Annotated in this window: 16 protein-coding genes and 1 pseudogene; 7 read left to right on the top strand and 10 right to left on the bottom strand. The window is 67.0% G+C overall.

All coding sequences use genetic code 11. The features are described 5' to 3' along the window. Positions 1 to 176: 176 nt before the first annotated feature. Positions 177 to 1,004, top strand: a complete 828-nt coding sequence (locus FHR96_RS21390) for a UDP-2,3-diacylglucosamine diphosphatase (RefSeq protein ID WP_183389743.1) — start codon at positions 177 to 179, stop codon at positions 1,002 to 1,004. A gap of 11 nt (positions 1,005 to 1,015) precedes the next feature. Here FHR96_RS21390 and FHR96_RS21385 read toward each other — a convergent pair whose 3' ends face one another. After that, positions 1,016 to 1,552 (bottom strand): TetR/AcrR family transcriptional regulator, encoded by a 537-nt coding sequence (locus tag FHR96_RS21385; RefSeq protein ID WP_183389742.1) that lies wholly within the window; start codon positions 1,550 to 1,552, stop codon positions 1,016 to 1,018. Between the two features lie 140 nt (positions 1,553 to 1,692). On the opposite strand from FHR96_RS21385, the gene FHR96_RS21380 reads away from it, so the two are divergent. Continuing rightward, positions 1,693 to 2,352, top strand: a complete 660-nt coding sequence (locus tag FHR96_RS21380; protein WP_183389741.1) for a glutathione S-transferase family protein — start codon at positions 1,693 to 1,695, stop codon at positions 2,350 to 2,352. Here FHR96_RS21380 and FHR96_RS21375 read toward each other — a convergent pair. Beyond that, on the bottom strand, positions 2,349 to 3,281 hold the full coding sequence (locus FHR96_RS21375; protein WP_183389740.1) for an AEC family transporter: 933 nt from the start codon (positions 3,279 to 3,281) through the stop codon (positions 2,349 to 2,351). The genes FHR96_RS21380 and FHR96_RS21375 overlap by 4 nt on opposite strands. Positions 3,282 to 3,526: 245 nt before the next feature. Between FHR96_RS21375 and metF the strand changes: the two genes are divergently transcribed. Next, entirely contained in the window at positions 3,527 to 4,369 is an 843-nt protein-coding gene (gene metF / locus FHR96_RS21370; RefSeq protein ID WP_183389739.1) for a methylenetetrahydrofolate reductase [NAD(P)H], read from the top strand. Between the two features lie 105 nt (positions 4,370 to 4,474). On the opposite strand, the gene FHR96_RS21365 is transcribed toward metF, so the two are convergent. The 4 genes from FHR96_RS21365 to prlC all read right to left on the bottom strand — a co-directional run bounded on the left by FHR96_RS21365 (position 4,475) and on the right by prlC (position 10,352). Further along, positions 4,475 to 6,664, bottom strand: coding sequence for a TRAP transporter permease (locus tag FHR96_RS21365; RefSeq protein WP_183389738.1), 2,190 nt, complete (start codon positions 6,662 to 6,664; stop codon positions 4,475 to 4,477). An 83-nt stretch (positions 6,665 to 6,747) separates the two neighbouring features. Next, the gene (locus tag FHR96_RS21360) at positions 6,748 to 7,725 is read right to left on the bottom strand and encodes a TAXI family TRAP transporter solute-binding subunit (protein WP_183389737.1); all 978 of its coding nucleotides are present in this window, start codon (positions 7,723 to 7,725) and stop codon (positions 6,748 to 6,750) included. A 273-nt stretch (positions 7,726 to 7,998) separates the two neighbouring features. Then, on the bottom strand, positions 7,999 to 8,241 hold the full coding sequence (locus tag FHR96_RS21355) for a YheV family putative zinc ribbon protein (RefSeq protein WP_183389736.1): 243 nt from the start codon (positions 8,239 to 8,241) through the stop codon (positions 7,999 to 8,001). 62 nt (positions 8,242 to 8,303) lie between these two features. Then, on the bottom strand, positions 8,304 to 10,352 hold the full coding sequence (gene prlC / locus FHR96_RS21350; protein ID WP_183389735.1) for an oligopeptidase A: 2,049 nt from the start codon (positions 10,350 to 10,352) through the stop codon (positions 8,304 to 8,306). A 108-nt stretch (positions 10,353 to 10,460) separates the two neighbouring features. On the opposite strand from prlC, the gene FHR96_RS21345 reads away from it, so the two are divergent. From FHR96_RS21345 to FHR96_RS21335, 3 genes are all read left to right on the top strand, one after another. After that, positions 10,461 to 11,801, top strand: coding sequence for a sodium-dependent transporter (locus FHR96_RS21345; protein WP_183389734.1), 1,341 nt, complete (start codon positions 10,461 to 10,463; stop codon positions 11,799 to 11,801). A gap of 16 nt (positions 11,802 to 11,817) precedes the next feature. Next, positions 11,818 to 12,366, top strand: a complete 549-nt coding sequence (locus FHR96_RS21340) for a gamma carbonic anhydrase family protein (protein WP_183389733.1) — start codon at positions 11,818 to 11,820, stop codon at positions 12,364 to 12,366. 455 nt (positions 12,367 to 12,821) lie between these two features. Then, on the top strand, positions 12,822 to 13,493 hold the full coding sequence (locus FHR96_RS21335; protein WP_183389732.1) for a metal-dependent hydrolase: 672 nt from the start codon (positions 12,822 to 12,824) through the stop codon (positions 13,491 to 13,493). Here the strand turns inward: FHR96_RS21335 and FHR96_RS21330 are convergent. The 4 genes from FHR96_RS21330 to cadR form a co-directional block, all read right to left on the bottom strand. Next, positions 13,469 to 14,851, bottom strand: a complete 1,383-nt coding sequence (locus FHR96_RS21330; RefSeq protein WP_183389731.1) for a sigma-54-dependent transcriptional regulator — start codon at positions 14,849 to 14,851, stop codon at positions 13,469 to 13,471. The genes FHR96_RS21335 and FHR96_RS21330 overlap by 25 nt on opposite strands. Continuing rightward, positions 14,844 to 16,739: a sensor histidine kinase gene (locus FHR96_RS21325; RefSeq protein ID WP_183389730.1), complete on the bottom strand. Its 1,896-nt coding sequence runs from the start codon at positions 16,737 to 16,739 to the stop codon at positions 14,844 to 14,846. Before FHR96_RS21325 ends, FHR96_RS21330 begins: the two co-directional genes overlap by 8 nt. 18 nt (positions 16,740 to 16,757) lie before the next feature. Beyond that, complete coding sequence (locus FHR96_RS21320) at positions 16,758 to 17,537, bottom strand: GntR family transcriptional regulator (protein ID WP_183389729.1); 780 nt, start codon at positions 17,535 to 17,537, stop codon at positions 16,758 to 16,760. A 193-nt stretch (positions 17,538 to 17,730) separates the two neighbouring features. Next, positions 17,731 to 18,138, bottom strand: a complete 408-nt coding sequence (cadR, locus tag FHR96_RS21315; RefSeq protein WP_004364961.1) for a Cd(II)/Pb(II)-responsive transcriptional regulator — start codon at positions 18,136 to 18,138, stop codon at positions 17,731 to 17,733. A 95-nt stretch (positions 18,139 to 18,233) separates the two neighbouring features. Between cadR and FHR96_RS21310 the strand changes: the two are divergent. Next, positions 18,234 to 18,398 (top strand): annotated as a pseudogene (locus FHR96_RS21310) (cation transporter); the annotation flags it as partial.

Below are 18,398 nucleotides of genomic sequence, written 5' to 3'. Positions count from 1 at the left end.
CAGCTTCCAGCTTCCAGCTTCCAGCTTCCAGCTTCCAGCTTCCAGCTTCCAGCTTCCAGCTTCCAGCTTCCAGCTTCCAGCTTCCAGCTTCCAGCGACACGGGATCGTCACCCTGGCGCCACAGCGTCGTCATGGCGGTATAGCAGGCTGGTGGGGCATCGTCAGGAGACCATCCCATGCCGACCCCCACCGCCCGCACCCTCTTCGTGTCCGATATTCACCTCGGCACCCGGGACTGCCAGGCCGCGTTGCTGGCCAGCCTGCTGCGCCGAGTGCGCCCCGAGCGCCTCTATCTGGTCGGCGACATCGTCGACCTGATCGCCATGCAGAAGCGGGCGGTGCTGCCGCCCGACCAGCAGCGCCTGGCGGCGCGGCTGTTGCGGCTGGCCCGCGGCGGCTGCGAGATCATCTACATTCCCGGCAACCATGACGCCGCCCTGCGCCGGCTATGCGGCCTGCGCGTCCATCGAGTGCGCATCGAGCGACGCGCCATCCACGTCACCGCCGATGGCCGGCGGCTGCTGGTCAGCCACGGCGACGAGTTCGACACCCACGTGCGCATCGCGCCCTGGATGCTGGCGCTGGGCGACGGCATGCACCAGTTCGTGCTGGCGCTCAATCGCTGGTGCAATCGAGCCCGTGGCCTGTTCGGGCTGCCCTACTGGTCGCTGGCCAGTGCGCTGAAGCGCCGAGTCGGTGCGGCACAGCGCTACGTCGCCCAGTTCGAGCAGGCCGCCCTGCATCAGGCGGCGCGGGAAGGGCTCGATGGCTATGTCGGCGGCCATATCCACAAGGCCGGCTTCCGCGAGCGCAACGGTGTGCTCTACTGCAACGATGGCGACTGGGTGGAGCACTGCACGGCGCTGCTGGAAACGCCGGACGGCCGATTGCAGCTGATCGACTGGCGTGGCGCGGTGATTGCCCGCGAACCCGTCGTCGAGCGAGTTGCCCGGCCCGACGAGGTCGTGCCGGCTACGGCCGAGCCGGCCGCCCGCGGCTGCTGAGCCGCGGGGTGTCAGTCGCTCGCGGCCCCGGCCAGGTCGCGGCAGGCGTCGAGGACCTCTTCGGCAAGGGCGTCGTCACTGAGAGTGCGCGCGATGGCCATGCCGCCGATCATGGTGACCGCACGCTGCAGGGATCGCCGGCGGTCCTCGCCGGCGGGCTGGCAATGGGCCACGAAGCCCGCGAACAGCCGGGTATAGGCGGCGCGCACCCGCTCGTCCTGTTGCGCCACGTCGCTGACCAGGCAGGCCAGCGGACAGTTGACGTCGTCGCCGCGTCGATGGCCTTCGCTCAGATAGCCGAGCACGCGCTCATGAGGCTCGGCGTCATTCAGACGCGTCACGCTGCTACGGGCGGCGTGGCCCAGCGCTTCGGCATAGAGTTCGCCCTTGGAGGCAAAGTGGGCGTAGAAGGCGCCGCGGGTCAGGCCGGCCTGACACATCACGTCGTCGATGCTGGCGCCCTCGAAGCCGTGGCGGGTGAACAGGGTGGCGGCGGCGTCGAGGATCTGGCGTCGAGTACGGGGCTTCTGGTCGGCGCTCCATGGCATGGGGAAACCTCCTTCGCTGATGGTGGGGCCGGGGCTCTATGGTCAGGGCTTCCAGAGTGGCACAGGGGCACCGTATGTTCTTGAACATATGGTGTGGCGAACTAGCCTGCGATCATTCCCACAACAAGGAGTGACGCAGAATGACCGCTTCCGTACATATCGTCGGCCCCCAGTTCAGCAGTTTCGTACGCAGCGTGCAGCTTTGCTGCGAGGAAAAGGGCATCGACTATACCCTGGGCGCCGAGGTCGATGGCCGGCCCCTGGCCATGCATTCGCCCGAGCATTTTGCCCTGCACCCCTTCGGCAAGGTGCCGATCCTGCTGCACGATGACCGCCGCCTGATCGAGACGCCGAGCATCTGCCGCTATCTGGATGCGGCCTTCGACGGCCCCGCCCTTCAGCCCGCGGATCCTTGGGCCCGGGCGCGAGTCGATCAGTGGACCGGCATCCTCGCCGGCTACGTGGACCAGGCCCTGGTTCGGCGCTACCTGCTGGAGTTCGTGTTTCCCAAGGGCGAGGGCGGGGCCGTGCGCGAGGAGGCCGTGGCCGCGGCCCGGCCTCAGGTGGCCCGGGCGCTGGAGGTGCTGGAGGCGCAGTTGGCCGAGGGCGACTACCTGGTCGGCGATGACTTCACCATTGCCGATGCCATTGCTGCGCCAATGCTCGACTACCTCGCCGGTCTGCCCGCTGCTGAGGGCCTTGTCGCCGAGACCCCGCGCCTGGTGGCCTACGTGGAGCGGCTGAGGGCTCGGCCCGCCGCGGCGCGCGTACTGGTGGCGCCGGACCTGGGGCGTGGCTAGCCGCTTACCAGCGGCAGCATCCACCCCAGATAGAGCGGAATCAGCAGCGGTGCCGCGAGGGTAGTCAGCAGCACCGCCAGGGCACCCTTCTCCGGGGCGATGCCGAGCTCCATGGCCACCACCACCACGTTGGCGGCCATGGGCACCACGCCGACCAGCAGCAGCGCCATGGCAAGCTCCGGCGCGAGGCCCATCGTGGCCTGGAGCCCGAGCACCGCCCCCAGGGCGAGCAGCGGCCAGAGCGCGTAGCGCACCGCCACGCAGGCGCCGATGAATCGCCAGTCGAATTGCCGCACCGTGACCCGGCCGAGGGTCATGCCGATGATCATCATGCCGAGCAGGGTATAGGTGGGAGGGAAGACGTCCATGCCTTCCAGGATCGTTGCCGGTATCTCCAGGCCGGCGGCCTCGACCAGCAGGGCGGCCAGAAAAGCGTAGATCATCGGCAGGCGCAGGATCTTGGCCAGGCTGTCGCGCATCGAGAAACGTCCCCGGGCACTAAGGTAGAAGCCAAGGGTGAACTCGTAGAGGGTCACGCCGAGCACCCCGAACAGGTACAGCGTCACCCCGGACGGGGGCAACAGTACCAGCGCCACCGGCAGGCCGAAGTAGCCGGTGTTGCCGGTGCCCGCGGAGAAGGCGAGTACGGCGCCCTCCTCACCGGGCAGGGCCCGGTGCGCCAGACGGCTGACCCCCAGTGCCACCAGGCAGGCAGTGGCGAACAGGGCCGCCGTGACCAGCAGGTAGGTCGGCGTCGGGCCGCCGAGGATCAGCCCGCGGAAGAAGGTCAGCGGGGCGATCAGGTAGATCAGCAGGGTGGCGATGGGACGAGGGTCGACGGCCAGGCGTCGAGCGGCCAGCCAGCCCAGGCCGACGAAGGCCAGCAGTGTCCACAGCGGACCCATCAGGGTGGAGGGATCGAGGGTCATGCGTCGTCGTCTTCCTTGTCGAACGGGGCCTCATGATGCCCGCTCGAGGCGGGGATGTCAGGCGCCTGGGGCGGGCAACTGGAGTCCCAGTCATGTGGGTCCCGGCCGCTACATGAAAGAAATCGATACAGGACCGACGAAACTTTCATTGGTCGGCGCGCCGTTGGCTGGTCACAATACGGCCATTCATCAGCCGCCCGCCATTGGTGCGGCTCCTTCACCGCTCCATCAAGAGGACTGGATCGATGAGCGCACAAGAGCACCCGCTGGGTATCAGCTTCGAATTCTTTCCGCCCAACACCGATGCCGGGCGCGAAAAGCTGATGCATGCCCGCGATGCCTTGGCCAGCCGTCGGCCGCGGTTCTTTTCGGTGACCTATGGCGCCGGTGGCTCCACTCAGCACCGGACCCTGAACACCGTGCGAGCGGTGCGCGAGTCCGGCTTCAACACCGCGCCGCACCTGTCCTGCATCGGCAGCGAGAAGGCGGCGCTGCGCGACCTGCTCGCCCAGTATCGCGAGGAAGGCATCGACAGCCTGGTGGCCCTGCGCGGCGACCTGCCCTCCGGCATGGGCGGAGTCGGCGAACTGCGCTACGCCAACGAGCTGGTCGAGTTCATTCGCGAGGAGACCGGCGACCATTTCGAGATCGCCGTGGCCGCCTATCCGGAATCTCATCCACAGGCGCCGAGCTTCGATCGCGATGTGGAAAACTTCGCCCGCAAGATGAAGGCCGGCGCGGATCTCGCCATCACCCAGTATTTCTTCACCGCCGACGCCTATTTCCACTTCGTCGAACGAGCTCGTGCCCTGGGCGTCGAGGCGCCGATCGTGCCCGGTATCATGCCGATCACCAACTACACCAAGCTGGCCCGCTTCTCCGACGCCTGCGGCGCCGAGATCCCGCGCTGGATCCGCAAGCAGCTCGAGGCCTACGGCGATGACAGTGCCGCGATCGCGGCCTTCGGCGAAGAGGTGATCTCGCGGCTGTGCCAGCGGCTGCTCGACGGCGGGGCGCCGGGGCTGCATTTCTATACCTTGAATCAAGCCGAGCCGACCCTGAAGGTGCTGGACAACGTCTGCGGCTGATCCTTCGAGTCCAAGGGGCCTGTCAGAGCCCCTTCCCGTGCCGTCCATCATCGAAAAGGGCCCGCCGAAATGGCGGGCCCTCTGCGTTGGCAGACACGGTCGGCGTCAGTTCGAGGTTGCCGTGTGCGGCGTGCCGCCGCCGTGGCGACCTCGCTGGTACAGCACCAGCGCGGCGCCGATGGCGAGTCCCGCCACATCGGTGGCGATGCCGCCATAGATCATGCACAGCGCGCCGACCAGCATTACCAGCCGCTGCCACGACTTCACCGGGCCGAAGAACCAGGCCTGGACGGCGGCCGAGAGCAGCACGATGCCGAGGGTGGCGGTCACGCCGACCCGCAGGATCTGCAGCCAGGAGCCTTCCATCAGCATCGCCGGACTGTAGAAGAACATGAACGGCACGATGAACGCGGCCAGGCCGATCTTGAACGAGGCCACCGAGGTGCCCATGGCATTGTCGCCGGAGATGCCGGCCGCCGCGTAGGAAGCCAGCGCCACCGGCGGGGTGATCGCCGAGACTACCGCAAAGTAGAACACGAAGAAGTGCGCCACCAGCGGCTGGATACCGATCTCGATCAGGCCAGGGGCGACCACCGAGGCGGCCACCGCATAGGCGGCCGTGGTCGGCATGCCCATGCCCAGCAGGATCGAGATACACATGGCGAAGAACAGCGCCAGCAGCTGGCTGACGCCGGCCAGGCCGAGCAGCAGCGAGGAGAAGCGCGCGCCCACACCGGTCAGGGCGATGACGCCGACGATCAGGCCGGCGCAGGCGCACACGGCGATGATCTGGATCGCCATGGTGCCGGCCAGCTGAAGGGCCCGCAGGATGGCCATCGGGCCCATCTTGTTGGGCGAGATCCAGCTCACCACGGCGGCCGAGGCGGTGGCCAGGGTGCCGGCACGGATCACCGAATAGCCCATGAACAGCGCGGCGATCAGGATGATGATCGGCGCGAACAGATAGACCTGCTTGACCAGCTTCGAGAACAGCGGGATCTCGTCCTTGCGCATGCCTCGCATGCCCTTGCGGGCGGCCTCGAAGTCGACCATGCAGTAGATCGACAGGAAGTAGAGGATGGCCGGAATCAGCGCCGCCACGGCAATCTCGGTGTAGGGGATGCCGGTGACCTCGGCCATGATAAAGGCGCCCGCGCCCATGATCGGCGGCATGATCTGCCCGCCGGTGGAGGCGGCGGCCTCGATGGCGCCGGCGCTGCGGCCGGGGTAGCCCACCTTCTTCATCAGCGGGATGGTCAGCGAGCCGGTGGAGACCACGTTGCCGGCGCTGGTGCCGTTGATCATGCCCATCAGGCCGGAAGCGAAGATCGACACCTTGGCCGGGCCTCCGCGGGCACGGCCGGCGGCGGCGAAAGCGAAGTTGACGAAGTAGTCGCCGACCTTCGAGGCCTGGAGGAAGGCGGCGAAGATGATGAACAGGATGATGTAGGTCGAGGAGACCGCGGTGGTCGGGCCGAGCACGCCGGCGTCGGTGTAGACCTGGCTGAAGAAGCGGCCCACCGAGAGGCCCGGATAGCCGAGGAAGCCCGGCAGGTAGGGGCCGGCGAATACGTAGGCCAGGAACACGGCGGCGATGACCACCAGTGCCAGGCCGGCGACGCGGCGTGTCAGCTCGAGGATCAGCGCCGCGCCGGCGATCGCCGCGTAGGAGATGCCCATCGGCGCGAAGGGCGTGCCGGTGGACGCGCGCAGCGGGCTGTTGAACATCACCAACAGGTAGCCGGCGCTGGCGACGGCGCAGACCATCAGCACCAGATCGGCCGGCGACAGGCGGTGGCGATACTGGCGGAAGCTCCACGACAGCACGATGGCGGCAGCGGTGGCCAGCATCAGCGGGTAGCCGTAGTGGAAGGCCTCGATCTCGGGGGCGATGCGCATGGCGCCACCGTTCATGGCGCTTTGCATCATGAACACCTGGAACAGTGCGTAGCCCGCGGGAATCAGCAGCGCATAGCTCAGCCAGCCGAGCCAGGCGGGCGAGCGGGCACGGCCGTCTTCGGCGAAGCGGGTGCCGGCGTAGAGGCCGTAGCCGAGAATCAGCGCACCGCAGATGTGCACGATGCGGAATGACCAGGTCTCCATCGGATAGAGGTTGAGCGATATCAGATGGAAGCTGGAGTAGGCGATGGCAATGGCGGCGAACAGCAGCCACTGCCAGCCGGTGTAGAGGCGGCGGTTGGATTCCACCGCGTCGTCGTCGACGCCCTCGGCGACGACGGGAGTGACCTCCTCGTCGTCACGTGCGTCGTGACGGGGATCGGGATGCTGGGACATGGGAGTCACCCTCGGGGAACAGGCGATGAGGCAGCGGGCGAACCCGCGCCAGGGCGGCGCGGGGTCGCGGAACGGTCAGAGGATCAGAGCTTCTGGTCTTCCGGGATCTCGTAGCCGTTTTCTTCGTACCAGCGCACGGCGCCCGGGTGGAACGGCAGTACGGTGTTGTACTTGATGTTCTCTGGCACGCTGAACTGGGCGCTGCGGTGGATGTCGCGCATGCGGTCGTTGTTCTCCATGCTCAGCTTGGTGATCTCGTAGACGAAGTCCTCCGGCAAGTCGCAGCCGCCGATGGTGAAGTTCCACATGGAGACCGCGCGGGCGTCTTCCTCGAGAGTCTGGTAGGTGCTGGCCGGGATCTGGAACGCCGACACCGGGAAGGCGTCGATGATCTGCTGCTGTTCAGCCTCGGTGAACTCGATGATATTGACGTCGGTTTGCACCTCGAGTTGGCTGACCGCCGGCACCGGGATGCCCGCGGCGAAGGCGATGACGTCGATCAGGCCGTCCTGCAGCTGGCCGCCCAGGTCGTTCCAGCCGCCGTTGCGGCGCTCGAAGTCCACGCCCAACTCCTCGAGGATCTTGGGAAAGTAGGTGTCGGACGTGGAGGCCGCCGGGCCGAAGCCGATGGTGGCGCCGTCGGGGATGTCGGAGATCGACTCGATGCCGCTGTCGGCCAGGGTGGTGATGGAGAACGGCGTCTCGTACATCGGGAACAGCGCGCAGACGTTGTCCATCGGCACGCCGGGCGCCAGCGGGCTCTGGCCGGCCAGCGCTTCGGCAGCCGGACCCATGGTGGTCAGGCCCAGTGCCAGCTCACCGGTGTGCACCAGGGCCAGGTTCTGGTTGGGGCCGCCGGTGACCTCGCCGCCGCCGGACACGCCCAGCTCGTCGGCGATCAAGTTGGCCCAGCCGGAGCCGTAGACGAAGTAGGTGCCGCCTTGGCTGGCGGTGCCCACGGTGAAGCTTTCCGGCCATTCGCTGCGATCGGCCTGGGCGCTGCCGGCGACCAGCATGGCGCCTGCCAGGGTGCCGGTGAGGATCCGGGTGGTGGTGGACATGGCGTCTCTCCGTTGCGTTGTTGGTTGTGGTCGGTCCGGCGACGCTCGCGCGGACCTTCTTGCGACACTCATGGTTCAGCAAGAGGTGTTCCACAACGGAGAAAATCCAGGTGGGTTAACGAGTTATCGGAAATTGATTCGACCAAGGTCGAAAGCGGACGGCGCGGATGATTCCGGAAATCCGCACGCCACCATGATCGAGGCGTGCGGATTTCCGCACAGCGGCCTGGCGGCCGGTGGGATATCGGGTGGCGGCTAGAACGTTGGCCGGGATCAGCCCTTGGGGTCGAGGATCTTCACGGCCTGCAGGTCGTCGGCCTGCGGCTCGCTCGGCTCGCGATTGACGCGGGTTTCGAGCTCTTGCACCGCTTCGTCCTCGATGGGCAACTGCTCGAAGAAGTCGCAGCTGACGCACTCGCGGTAGCGAATGCCGTGCTGCTCCCAGCTTCGGATGCGATCCATCTCCGCACAGCGCGGGCAGATGGCGCCGGCGATAAAGCGTTTCTGAACGGCCATATGGGGCTCCTGAACGGCAAGGCCGCCGGCATGCCGGCGGCCTGGGGTGTAGGTCTCTGGCGTCACGCGGCGCGAATGCCGCTGTGGCGCAGCAGTGGCTCGACGCTCGGCTCGCGGCCGCGGAAGGCCCGGAACAGCTCGGCGGCGTCACGGGAGCCGCCGCGCTCGAGGATCTCGGTGCGGAAGCGCCGCCCGGTATCGGGGTCGAAGATACCGGCCTCCTCGAAGGCGCTCCAGGCGTCGGCGGACAGCACCTCGGCCCACTTGTAACTGTAGTAGCCGGCCGCATAGCCGCCGGCGAAGATATGGCCGAAGCCATTCTGGAAACGGTTGAACTCGACCCGAGGCACCACCGAGACGGCGTCGCGCACTTCGTCGAGCAGCGCCTGAATGTCGGCGGCGGTGGGGGCTGCGGCTTCCTGATGCAGGCGGAAGTCGAACAGCGAGAACTCGAGCTGGCGCACCATGCCCATCGCCGACTGGAAGTTCTTGGCCGCCAGCAGCTTGGCGAAGAGGTCCTCGGGCAGCGGCTCGCCGCTGTCGACGTGGCCGGCGATCAGGTCCAGGCCCTCGCGCTCCCAGCAGTAGTTCTCCATGAACTGGCTGGGCAGCTCCACCGCGTCCCAGGCCACGCCGTTGATGCCGGAGATGTCGGCGACGGTCTGGCGCGTCAGCATGTGGTGCAGGCCGTGGCCGAACTCGTGGAACAGCGTGGTGACCTCGTCATGGGTCAGCAGCGCCGGCTTGTCGCCCACCGGGCGGGTGAAGTTGCAGGTCAGGTAGGCCACCGGCAGCTGCAGCGCGCCGGCCTCGAGGCGACGCACTCGGCATTCGTCCATCCAGGCTCCGCCGCGCTTGCCCTCGCGGGCATAGAGGTCCAGATAGAAGCCGGCGATCGGCTCGCCGCCCTCAAGGATCCGGAAGTAGCGCACGTCGGCATGGTAGCGGGGCGCGCGCTCGTCCTCTTCGACGGTGACCCCGTAGAGGCGCTCGACCACCCGGAACAGGCCGTCGACCACGCGCGGGGCGGGGAAGTAGGGGCGCAGCTGCTCCTGGGAGATGGCGAAACGTGCTTCGCGCAGCTTCTCGCTGGCATAGCCGATGTCCCAGGGGTCGAGGGCGGGCAGGCCCAGCTCGTCGCGGGCGAAGGCGGCGAGCTCGGCGAACTCCTCGCGGGCCTGGGGCACGGCGCGCACGGCCAGATCCTCGAGAAAGCCGATCACCTGCTCGGGGGATTCGGCCATCTTGGTCGCCAGCGAGTAGTCGGCGTAGGTGGCGAAGCCCAGCAGCTCGGCGAGTTCACGACGCAGCGCCAGGGTCTCTTCCATCACCGGGGCATTGTCGAACTCGCCGGCGCTGGGCCCCTGGTCGGAGGCGCGGGTGACGAAGGCGGTGTAGACCTCGCGGCGCAGCTCGCGGTCGTCGGCGTGGGTCATCACCGGCAGGAAGCTGGGGAAGTCCAGGGTGATGCGGTAGCCCTCGTGTCCCTTGGCCTCGGCGTTGGCCTTGAGCGTGGCCAGGGCGCTCTCGGGCAGCCCGGCCAGTCGCGCGTCGTCCGCCAGGTCCAGGTGCCAGGCCTGGGTGGCGTCGAGCAGCTGGTTGGAGAAGGTGTTGGCCAGGCTCGACAGCCGTGCCTGAATCTCGCCGTAGCGGCGCTTCTGCTCGACGGGCAGGTCGACGCCGGCGAGGCGGAAGTCGCGCAGGGCGTTGTCGACGGTACGCCGTTGGCCCTCGTCGAGCTCGGCCCAGGCAGGGCCGTTCTTGAGCGCCTGCCAGGCGCGGAACAGCCCCTCGTGCTGGCCGATCCAGGTGCTGTAGTCGGAAAGCAGGCCGAGGCTGGTTTCGTAGGCCTGGCGCAGGGGCTCGTTGTTCATGGTGCCGTTGAGGTGCGAGACCGGCGACCAGGCTCGCGACAGGCGGTCGTTGAGGGCCTCCAGTGGCGCGGCCAGGGTCTCCCAGGTGGGCGCTTCGCGCTCGGCCCGGGCCACCAGTGCCTCGATGGCCTCGCGATTCTCGGCCAGCAGGGTCTCGATGGCCGGCACCACATGCTCGGGCTTGATCTCGGCGAAGGGCGGCAACGTGTGGGCGTCGAGCAGCGGATTCGTGGACATGCACACCTCGGATCGAAAAGGAGAGTCACGCCTTAGATGCGGGCAACGGGGCCGGGTTTCAATGTGCTAGGCTTGGCGCCTTTTGAATCACAGGCCGGAGACGAGGCGATGAACGAAACCCTGGAGCGCTGGAGCAGCCGTCGCGCCTTCATCCTGGCGGTGACCGGGGCCGCCGTGGGGCTGGGCAATATCTGGCGCTTTCCCTATATCACTGGCGAGAACGGCGGTGCCGTCTTCCTGCTGCTCTACGTGGCCTTCGTGGCGCTGCTGGGATTGCCGGTGATGATGGCCGAGATCCTGATCGGGCGCGCCGGACGGCGCAGCCCCATGCAGTCGCTGGGCCACCTGGCCGCTCGTGCCGGCCACAGTCGCCACTGGCGCTGGCTGGGGCTGTTCGGGGCCTTCACGGTGTTCTGCATCCTGTCGTTCTATTCGGTGGTCTCGGGATGGTCCATCGAGTTTCTGATCTCGGCGATCAACGGCGATTTCGTCGGCCAGGATGCCGCACAGGTGGGCGCCGGGTTCGACGCTTTCCTCGCCGACCCATGGCGGATGACCTTCAACCACACCCTGTTCCTGGCAATGACCATGCTGGTGGTGGCCGCCGGAGTGACCAAGGGCCTGGAGCGGCTCAACAATTTGCTGATGCCGCTGCTCTATCTGCTGCTGCTGGTACTGGCCGGCCACGCCGCGACCACCGACGGCTTCGGCCCGGCGCTGGCCTGGCTGTTCACTCCGGACCTGTCGGCGGTGACGCCCACGGTGCTGATCGCCGCCATGGGCCATGCCTTCTTCACCCTGGCGGTGGGGGCCTGCGCACTGATGGCCTACGGTGCCTACATGCCGGACCACCAGAGCCTGCCGAGGGCCGCGGTGGGCGTGGCAGTGCTCGACATCACGGTGGCGTTGCTGGCCGGTATCGCTATCTTCTCGGTGGTGTTCGCCCAGGGCCTGGATCCCGCCGAGGGGCCGGGGCTGATGTTCGTGACCCTGCCGGTGGCGTTCGCCGACCTGCCATTCGGGGCCTTCTGGCTGTCGTTGTTTTTCCTGCTGCTGTTGCTGGCCACCTGGACCTCGTCGATCAACCTGGCCGAGCCGATGGTCGCCACCCTTCAGGGCTGGGGCCTCCGGCGCGGCCGTGCGGCTGCCGTCGTGGGGGTGACGGTATGGCTGGTGGGCCTGCTGTCGGTGCTGTCCTTCTCGTCGCTCGCCGACGTCAAGCCGCTGTTCGGCATGAATGTCTTCGCGCTGGTGACGACCATTCCGCCGGAGGTCTTCCTGCCCGTGGGCGGGGCGCTGATCGCCGTATTCGCCGCCTGGGTGCTGCCCGAGGCGGTATCGCGGCACGCCCTCGACGCCGGCCCTGTCGGCTTTCGCATGTGGCGCACCACGGTGCGCTGGGTGTCGATCCCGCTGACGCTGGTAGTATTGATCTCCGGACTGATCTGACGACGGGAGCTGTGTGATGAGCGAAGCCAAGACCCTGAGACCCTGGAAGGGCACGAGCCCGCAGCTGGGTGAACGTGTCTATATCGATCCGGCCTGCATGGTGCTGGGCGACGTGGTGCTGGGCGACGACTGCTCGGTATGGCCGATGACGGTGATCCGCGGCGACATGCACCGCATCCGCATCGGTAACCGTGTCAGCGTCCAGGACGGCAGCGTGCTGCACATCACCCACGCCAGCGACTTCAATCCCGACGGTTTCCCGCTGACCGTCGGCGATGACGTGACCATCGGCCACAAGGCGATCCTGCACGGCTGCACCCTCGGCAACCGCATCCTGGTCGGCATGGGTGCCATCGTCATGGATGGTGTGGTGGTCGAGGACGAGGTGATCATCGCCGCCGGCGCCGTAGTGCCGCCCGGCAAGCGCCTGGAGGGCGGCCATGTCTACGCCGGCAACCCGGCCAAGGCGCTGCGCCCGATCAAGGACAAGGAGCGCGCCTTCTTCCCCTACACCGCCGGCAATTACGTCAAGCTGAAGGACGAGTATCTGGCGGCCGAGGACTGATGGGCTTGCTGCACCGAGCGTGTGATGTCTCAGGGCTCGGGGCAAGCCGGCGAGGACACGCATGAATACGTCCCTGTAGCTCCCGGCGCCCTGCAGTGCTCTCGCATCCTGCTCCGCTTGCAGGACCGGTGCTGGCCATCCATGGCCAGCCCGTTTGGAGGAATCCTCCTCACCCATGGCGCAGGAGGTCCTCTTCGGCTTGCCCCGTCCACCTTCGGCTGCGAACGGATATAGAAGAACGCCGTGAACGAGCTGGCGCGAGGGGTTTTTGGCCATGGATGGCTAAAGTAGCGCCCATGGATGGGTTCATAGCGCCCTCGCGATAGCTCGTCCCGGCCGGGCATCTCCGGGCAAACCGGTTGTGCAATAAAGGCGTAACCCGCCAACCGCTTGTTTTCTTTGGCCATGTCCGGCGCTAAACTGATGTTTTATCCAGTCAGTGAGGCGCCGCGGGCATGGCCGACTTCCGAACCCACCTCGGCGTGGCCGCGACCCTGGGCGCGGTGGTCGCCCATGGCGGCTGGCAGGCCGGGCTGTGGGCGTTCTCCGAGGGCCTGCCGATCCTGGCGCTGGTGACCTTCGGAGGCATCCTGCCCGATATCGATGCCGACCGTTCCAAGGCGATCCGCCTGATCTTCAATCTGCTGGCGATTCCCGCCGTGGTGGCCGGGGCGCTGTGGCTGCAGCGGCGACTCGAACCGGGGCCCCTGCTGGTGGCCTGTGGCGGCATCTATCTGTCGGTGCGATACCTGGGAGGGGCGCTGTTCTGTCGTTTCACCGTGCATCGCGGCATCTGGCACTCGTTGCTGGCCGCGGCCCTCTGCGGCCTGACGGTCACGGCGCTCAGCCACCGACTGTTCGCGCTCTCCGACCGCCTGGCCTGGATCTATGGAGCGGCGCTGGCGCTTGGCTTCGTGATCCACCTGATGCTCGACGAGCTGTACAGCGTCGACCTCACCGGAGCCCGCCTCAAGCGCTCCTTCGGCACCGCGCTCAAGCCCTTCGACTGGCGCGAGCCGGGCAACTCGCTGGCCATGCTGGCGGTGATCGCGAGTCTCTCGCCCTGGCTCCCTCCCTGGCAGCCGTTGGCCGACCTGGTGGCTCAGGGATCGGCGCTGTGGCGATAGTCCTCGGCCTTGAGGCCGTGTTTCTTCAGCTTGTCGTAGAGCGTCTTGCGGGGCACGTCCAGGGCCTCGCAGACCTCGTTGACACGCCCCTGATGGCGGGCCAGGGCCTGGCTGATCAGGCTCTTCTCGAATAGCTCCACCTGTCGGGGCAGGGGCATCTCGCCGCTCTCGTTTTCGACGCCCTCCAGCAAGGTATCCAGCCGGTAGTCGCAGGTCACGCCCAGCAGTACGTAGCGCTCGGCGAGGTTGCGCAGTTCGCGCACGTTGCCGGGCCAGTCGTGGGCCAGCAGCGCCGAGGTGCCGGCGGCGTCCAGCGGTGGTGCCTCCAGGCCGCTGCGGTTGGCGGCGACCACGGCGAAGTGCTGGAACAGCAGTGGAATGTCCTCGCGTCGCTCGCGCAGCGGCGGAATCGGCAGGGTGACCACGTTGAGCCGGTAGTAGAGGTCCTCACGAAAGTCGCCGGCTTCGGCGGCGGCCTTGAGGTCGACCTTGGTGGCGGCGATCACGCGGATGTCCAGCCCCACCGCCTGGTTGGAGCCGAGCCGCTCGATGCTGCGCTCCTGAAGCACCCGCAGCAGCTTGACCTGCAAGGACAGCGGCATCGACTCGATCTCGTCGAGGAACACGGTGCCGCCCTGGGCATGCTCGAACTTGCCGATGCGCCTCTCCACGGCGCCGGTGAAGGCGCCTTTCTCATGGCCGAACAGCTCCGACTCGATGGTGCTTTCGGGCACCGCGCCGCAGTTGATGGCCACGAAGGGCCGGCCGCCCCGGGCGCTGCGCTCATGGATGGCCCGAGCGACCAGGTCCTTGCCGGCGCCGGTTTCGCCGAACAGCAGCACATCGGCCTCGACCTGACTGATGCGCTGAACCATCGAGGCCAGTCGCTGGAGGGCTGGCGTACGCCCCACCAGACGGGGGCCCGGCGCCGATTGCTGGGCTTCCAGCTCGGCCTTGAGGGCGCGGTTCTCGAGGCTCAGGCGGCGCTTGTCGATGCCGCGGCGGACGACCTCCACCAGGCGTTCGCTGGCGAAGGGCTTCTCCAGGAAGTCCCAGGCGCCGTCGCGCATGGCGGTCACGGCGGTGGAAATGTCGCCGTGACCGGTGATCAGCACCACCGGCAGGTCCGGATCGCGGTCGCGAACCTCGCGCAGCAGCGCCATGCCGTCCATGCCGGGCATGCGGATGTCGCTGACCACCACGCCAGGGAAGTTCGGCTCGAGGGCCGCCAGGGCGTCCTCTGCGCATTCGAAGGCCTGAGGCGCATAGCCGGCCAGTTCCAGCGTCTGGCCGGCGGTGATGCGCAGGTGCGCCTCGTCGTCGATGATCATCACCGGGATGGCAGCGGAATCATGCATGGGGATACAGCTCCTTGCTGGATGCCGGAGTGTCGCAGCTCGCGTCGCGGGGCAGGGTGATGGTGAAGCGAGCGCCGCGCTCGGCGTTGTTGGCGGCCTCCAGGCGGCCGCCCAGATCGTCGATGATACGCGCCGAGATCGATAGCCCCAGCCCCAGGCCGCTGCCCACGGCCTTGGTGGTGTAGAAGGGCTCGAAGATACGTGGCAGCCGCTCCGCGGCGATGCCCGGACCGTTGTCGGCCACTTCCAGGCGCACCCACTCAGGATCGACGGCGATGGCCAGGGTCAGGCGCGGTGAAGGGGTGTCGGCCATGGCCTGGAGGGCGTTGCCGATCAGGTTGACCAGCACCTGCTCGAGGCGTACCGGGTCGGCGCGAACCCAGGCTTGCGCATCGGGGCCGTGACGTATCACCTCAACGGCGGCTTCGCCGAGCCGGGCCTGGAACAGCCGCAGGGCATAGTCGAAGCAGGCGGATACCGAGACGGCGGTGAGGCTGTCACCGCTCTTGCGCGAGAACTGGCGCAGCTGGGCGCTGATGTCGGCCATGCGTTCGGTGAGTTCGACGATCTGGCCGAGGTTGGCATCGGCGGCCTCGGCACGCTGGCGAGCGATGAAGGCTCGCGCGTTCTCGGCGTAGGCGCGGATCGCCGCCAGGGGCTGGTTGAGTTCGTGGTTGATACCGGCGGCCAACTGGCCAAGCACGGCCAGCTTGGCGGCCTGGACCAGCTCGTCGCGGGTCTCGCGCAGGCTCTGCTCGGCGCGACGACGTTCCTCGATCTCGTCGGAGAGCCGCCGGTTGGTCGCCGTCAGGTCGCGGGTGCGCTCCTCCACGTGACGTTCCAGCTCGTCTCGCGCATTGGCGAGGGTGAGGCGCTCGCGCTCGGCAAAACGCTCGCGCTCGCGGCGTAGTCGCCAGCGCTGCCAGCCGATGCCGCCTCCCAGAGCCACTATCCCGTAGAGCCCGCCTGCCAGCGCGGCTGCCAGCCACTGGGCATCGACCACTGGGGTGAGCGGCTTGAGAATGTGCATGTTCCAGCCGAAGGCCGGCATGGGGCGAGTCAGGCTCAGGTAACGCTGGCCGGCGAGCGGACCCTCGGCGAAGCCCACCAGGCGATTGCGCCCGCCGCGATGCTCGAGCTCGCGCATGCCGGTGGGCGGCAGCGGTTCGTCGGCGTAGCGTCGCGAGGCGCGCAGCGTAGCCCGCTGTTCGGGGCTGAGCGGCTCGAGGGTGGTGAGTCGCAGCTCCGGTCGACTGGCCAAGAACACCACGTGGTCGCGGTCGGTGACCAGCAGCTCGGCGTCCTGGGCGGCCCAGCTTTCCTCGACGGCGTCGAGCAGTACCTTGAGCACCATGACGCCGTCGGGGCGCGCATCCGGGGCAGTCTCGTCGAGCCATACCGGTGCCGAAAAGTAGTAGCCGCGCTCACGGGACTGCACGCCGAGGCCGAAGAAGCGGCCGTCGTGACCCTGCATGGCCTGCTGGTAGTAGCGACGGAAGCGGTAGTTCTGGCCGATGAAAGTGTTCGGGCGATGCCAGTTGCTGGCCGCCAGGGTGTCGGCCTGACGATCCAGCAGATAGATGTCGGAGACGCCGGCGGTGGCGCGAAAGCGGTCCAGCAGCCGATTGAGCGGCATCGGGTCCTGCAGCTTGGGGGTTGCCAGGAAGCGTTTGACCGCCTCGCGTGAGGCCAGAAGTTCGGGCAGGTAGTCGTGACGCGACAGATGCCCGGTGAGGCCGGCCGCGGACAGGCGAAGCTCGTTCTCGGCATCGTCGCGCAGCGCTTGAAGCGCCTGCTCGCGGGCTACTTGGGCGGTTTGCCACATGCATAGCGCCAGGCCGGCAAGACCGGCGAGCCACAGCAGGCCGCGCAGTCGACGACGGGGCATGGAGGGGGTCGGCATGGCTCAGCGGTCTGGCGTCGGAGCGGGCATGGCCTGGGCGCGGCGCAGGGAGCGCTGGGCGCGGGTCTCTGCCCGGGCCGCTTCCAGCAGCCCCTCTTCGACGTAGACCAGGTGGTCGTGTGCCCGGGCGCGGGCCTGCTCGGCCTGGCCCTGAAGAATGGCATCGAGCAGTGCGCGATGCTGGGACATGAGCCGTTCCCGGGCGTCGGGCTTGCTGAACAGATGTTCGAGGTTGTCGACGATACTCTTCTCCAGCAGATGGAAGATGCCGCGGATGGTATGCAGCAGCATCACGTTGTGCGAGGCCTCGGCGATGGCCAGGTGGAAGGCGGCGTCGGCCTTCGCCTCCTCGGCCGGTTCGCGGGCGGCGAAGCACGCTTCGAGCTCCTCGAAGCGCTGCAGCAGCACGGCCCGGTCGGTGGGTGTGGCGCGCAGGGCGGCATAGTAGGCGGAGAGCCCCTCCATGGCGTCGCGAAACTCGAGCAGGTCGAGATGGAACTCGCCGTGCCGCGAAAGCATCTCCAGCAAGGGGTCGCTGTAACCACTGTGCAGGTCTTCGGTGATGAAGGTGCCGCCGCCCTGGCGGCTGGTCAGCAGGCCTCGGGCGGCGAGTTTCTGTATGGCTTCGCGCAGCGAGGGGCGGGAGACGCCAAAGCGCTCGGCGAGCTCGCGCTCCGGCGGCAGCCGCTGGCCGGGTTTCAGGCTGCCCTCGAGAATCAATGCCTCGAGGCGTTCGGTAATGACATCGGCGAGGCGGGGCTGGCGCAGGGGCTGATGAGACATGACGAAGTTCCTGGGCACTGGATCTACGTCGAATGATATCGTCATATAATTGGTATTACCAATATTGCGATTTTTGGATGGCCCCGGATTTGTCGAGGTATTTCTGGGGTAAGCGGATTAAATGGTTGATCTTACCTTTGCATGAGAGTGAGACAGACCGGCATCTCATCGGATTATCTGGTTGATGCTTCACCTACTGCTGGTGCATGTTTCCTTCGCTAATTCCAGCAAGAACCCCACACGCCTCAACTTCCCGGTCATCGTTGCAACTCGCTCTCAGTGAAACGAGTTGTTTCTCAAGCGCTTGCAGAGCGGTTATCTGCGACCGCACATGAGAGATGTGATCATCGAGCAAGGCGTTGACGGCGGTACAAGGCTGATGAGGGTCGTCCTGATAGCTCTGTAGTTCGTGAATCTCAGCCAGTGACAGGCCCAGGATTCTGCAGCGACGGATGAAGGCCAGCCCCTCACCATGCTTCTCGGTATAGACACGGTAACCGTTGTCCTGCCGATCAGGCGGCGGCAACAAGCCCTGCTGTTCATAGAAGCGGATCGTCTGTGTTTCGACCCCTACCAACTGCGCCAACTGACCAATGCGCATCAGCCTCCTCCCCAACGGATTCTTTACTCTATTGACCTTATAGTAGCTTTATAGTTTTAAATGGTACCACAACATTGTTCAAGTGGAGTCGTATCATGAGCAAATCCTGTGGTGGCGCCTGTGGCGGTGATGCAACGTCCGCAGCGGATACCGATATACAGGCCTCCTCCGAGGCGCCAGGGAGATGGGTCAGTGTTTATGCCGTGCCGAAGATGGACTGTCCATCAGAAGAACGAATGATTCGCCTAGCCCTGAACGGC

The organism is Halomonas organivorans (assembly GCF_014192055.1).
Classification (GTDB): domain Bacteria; phylum Pseudomonadota; class Gammaproteobacteria; order Pseudomonadales; family Halomonadaceae; genus Halomonas; species Halomonas organivorans.
The sequence above is the reverse complement of the archived record's forward strand: the minus strand, read 5'-3'. Positions and strand labels throughout refer to the sequence as shown.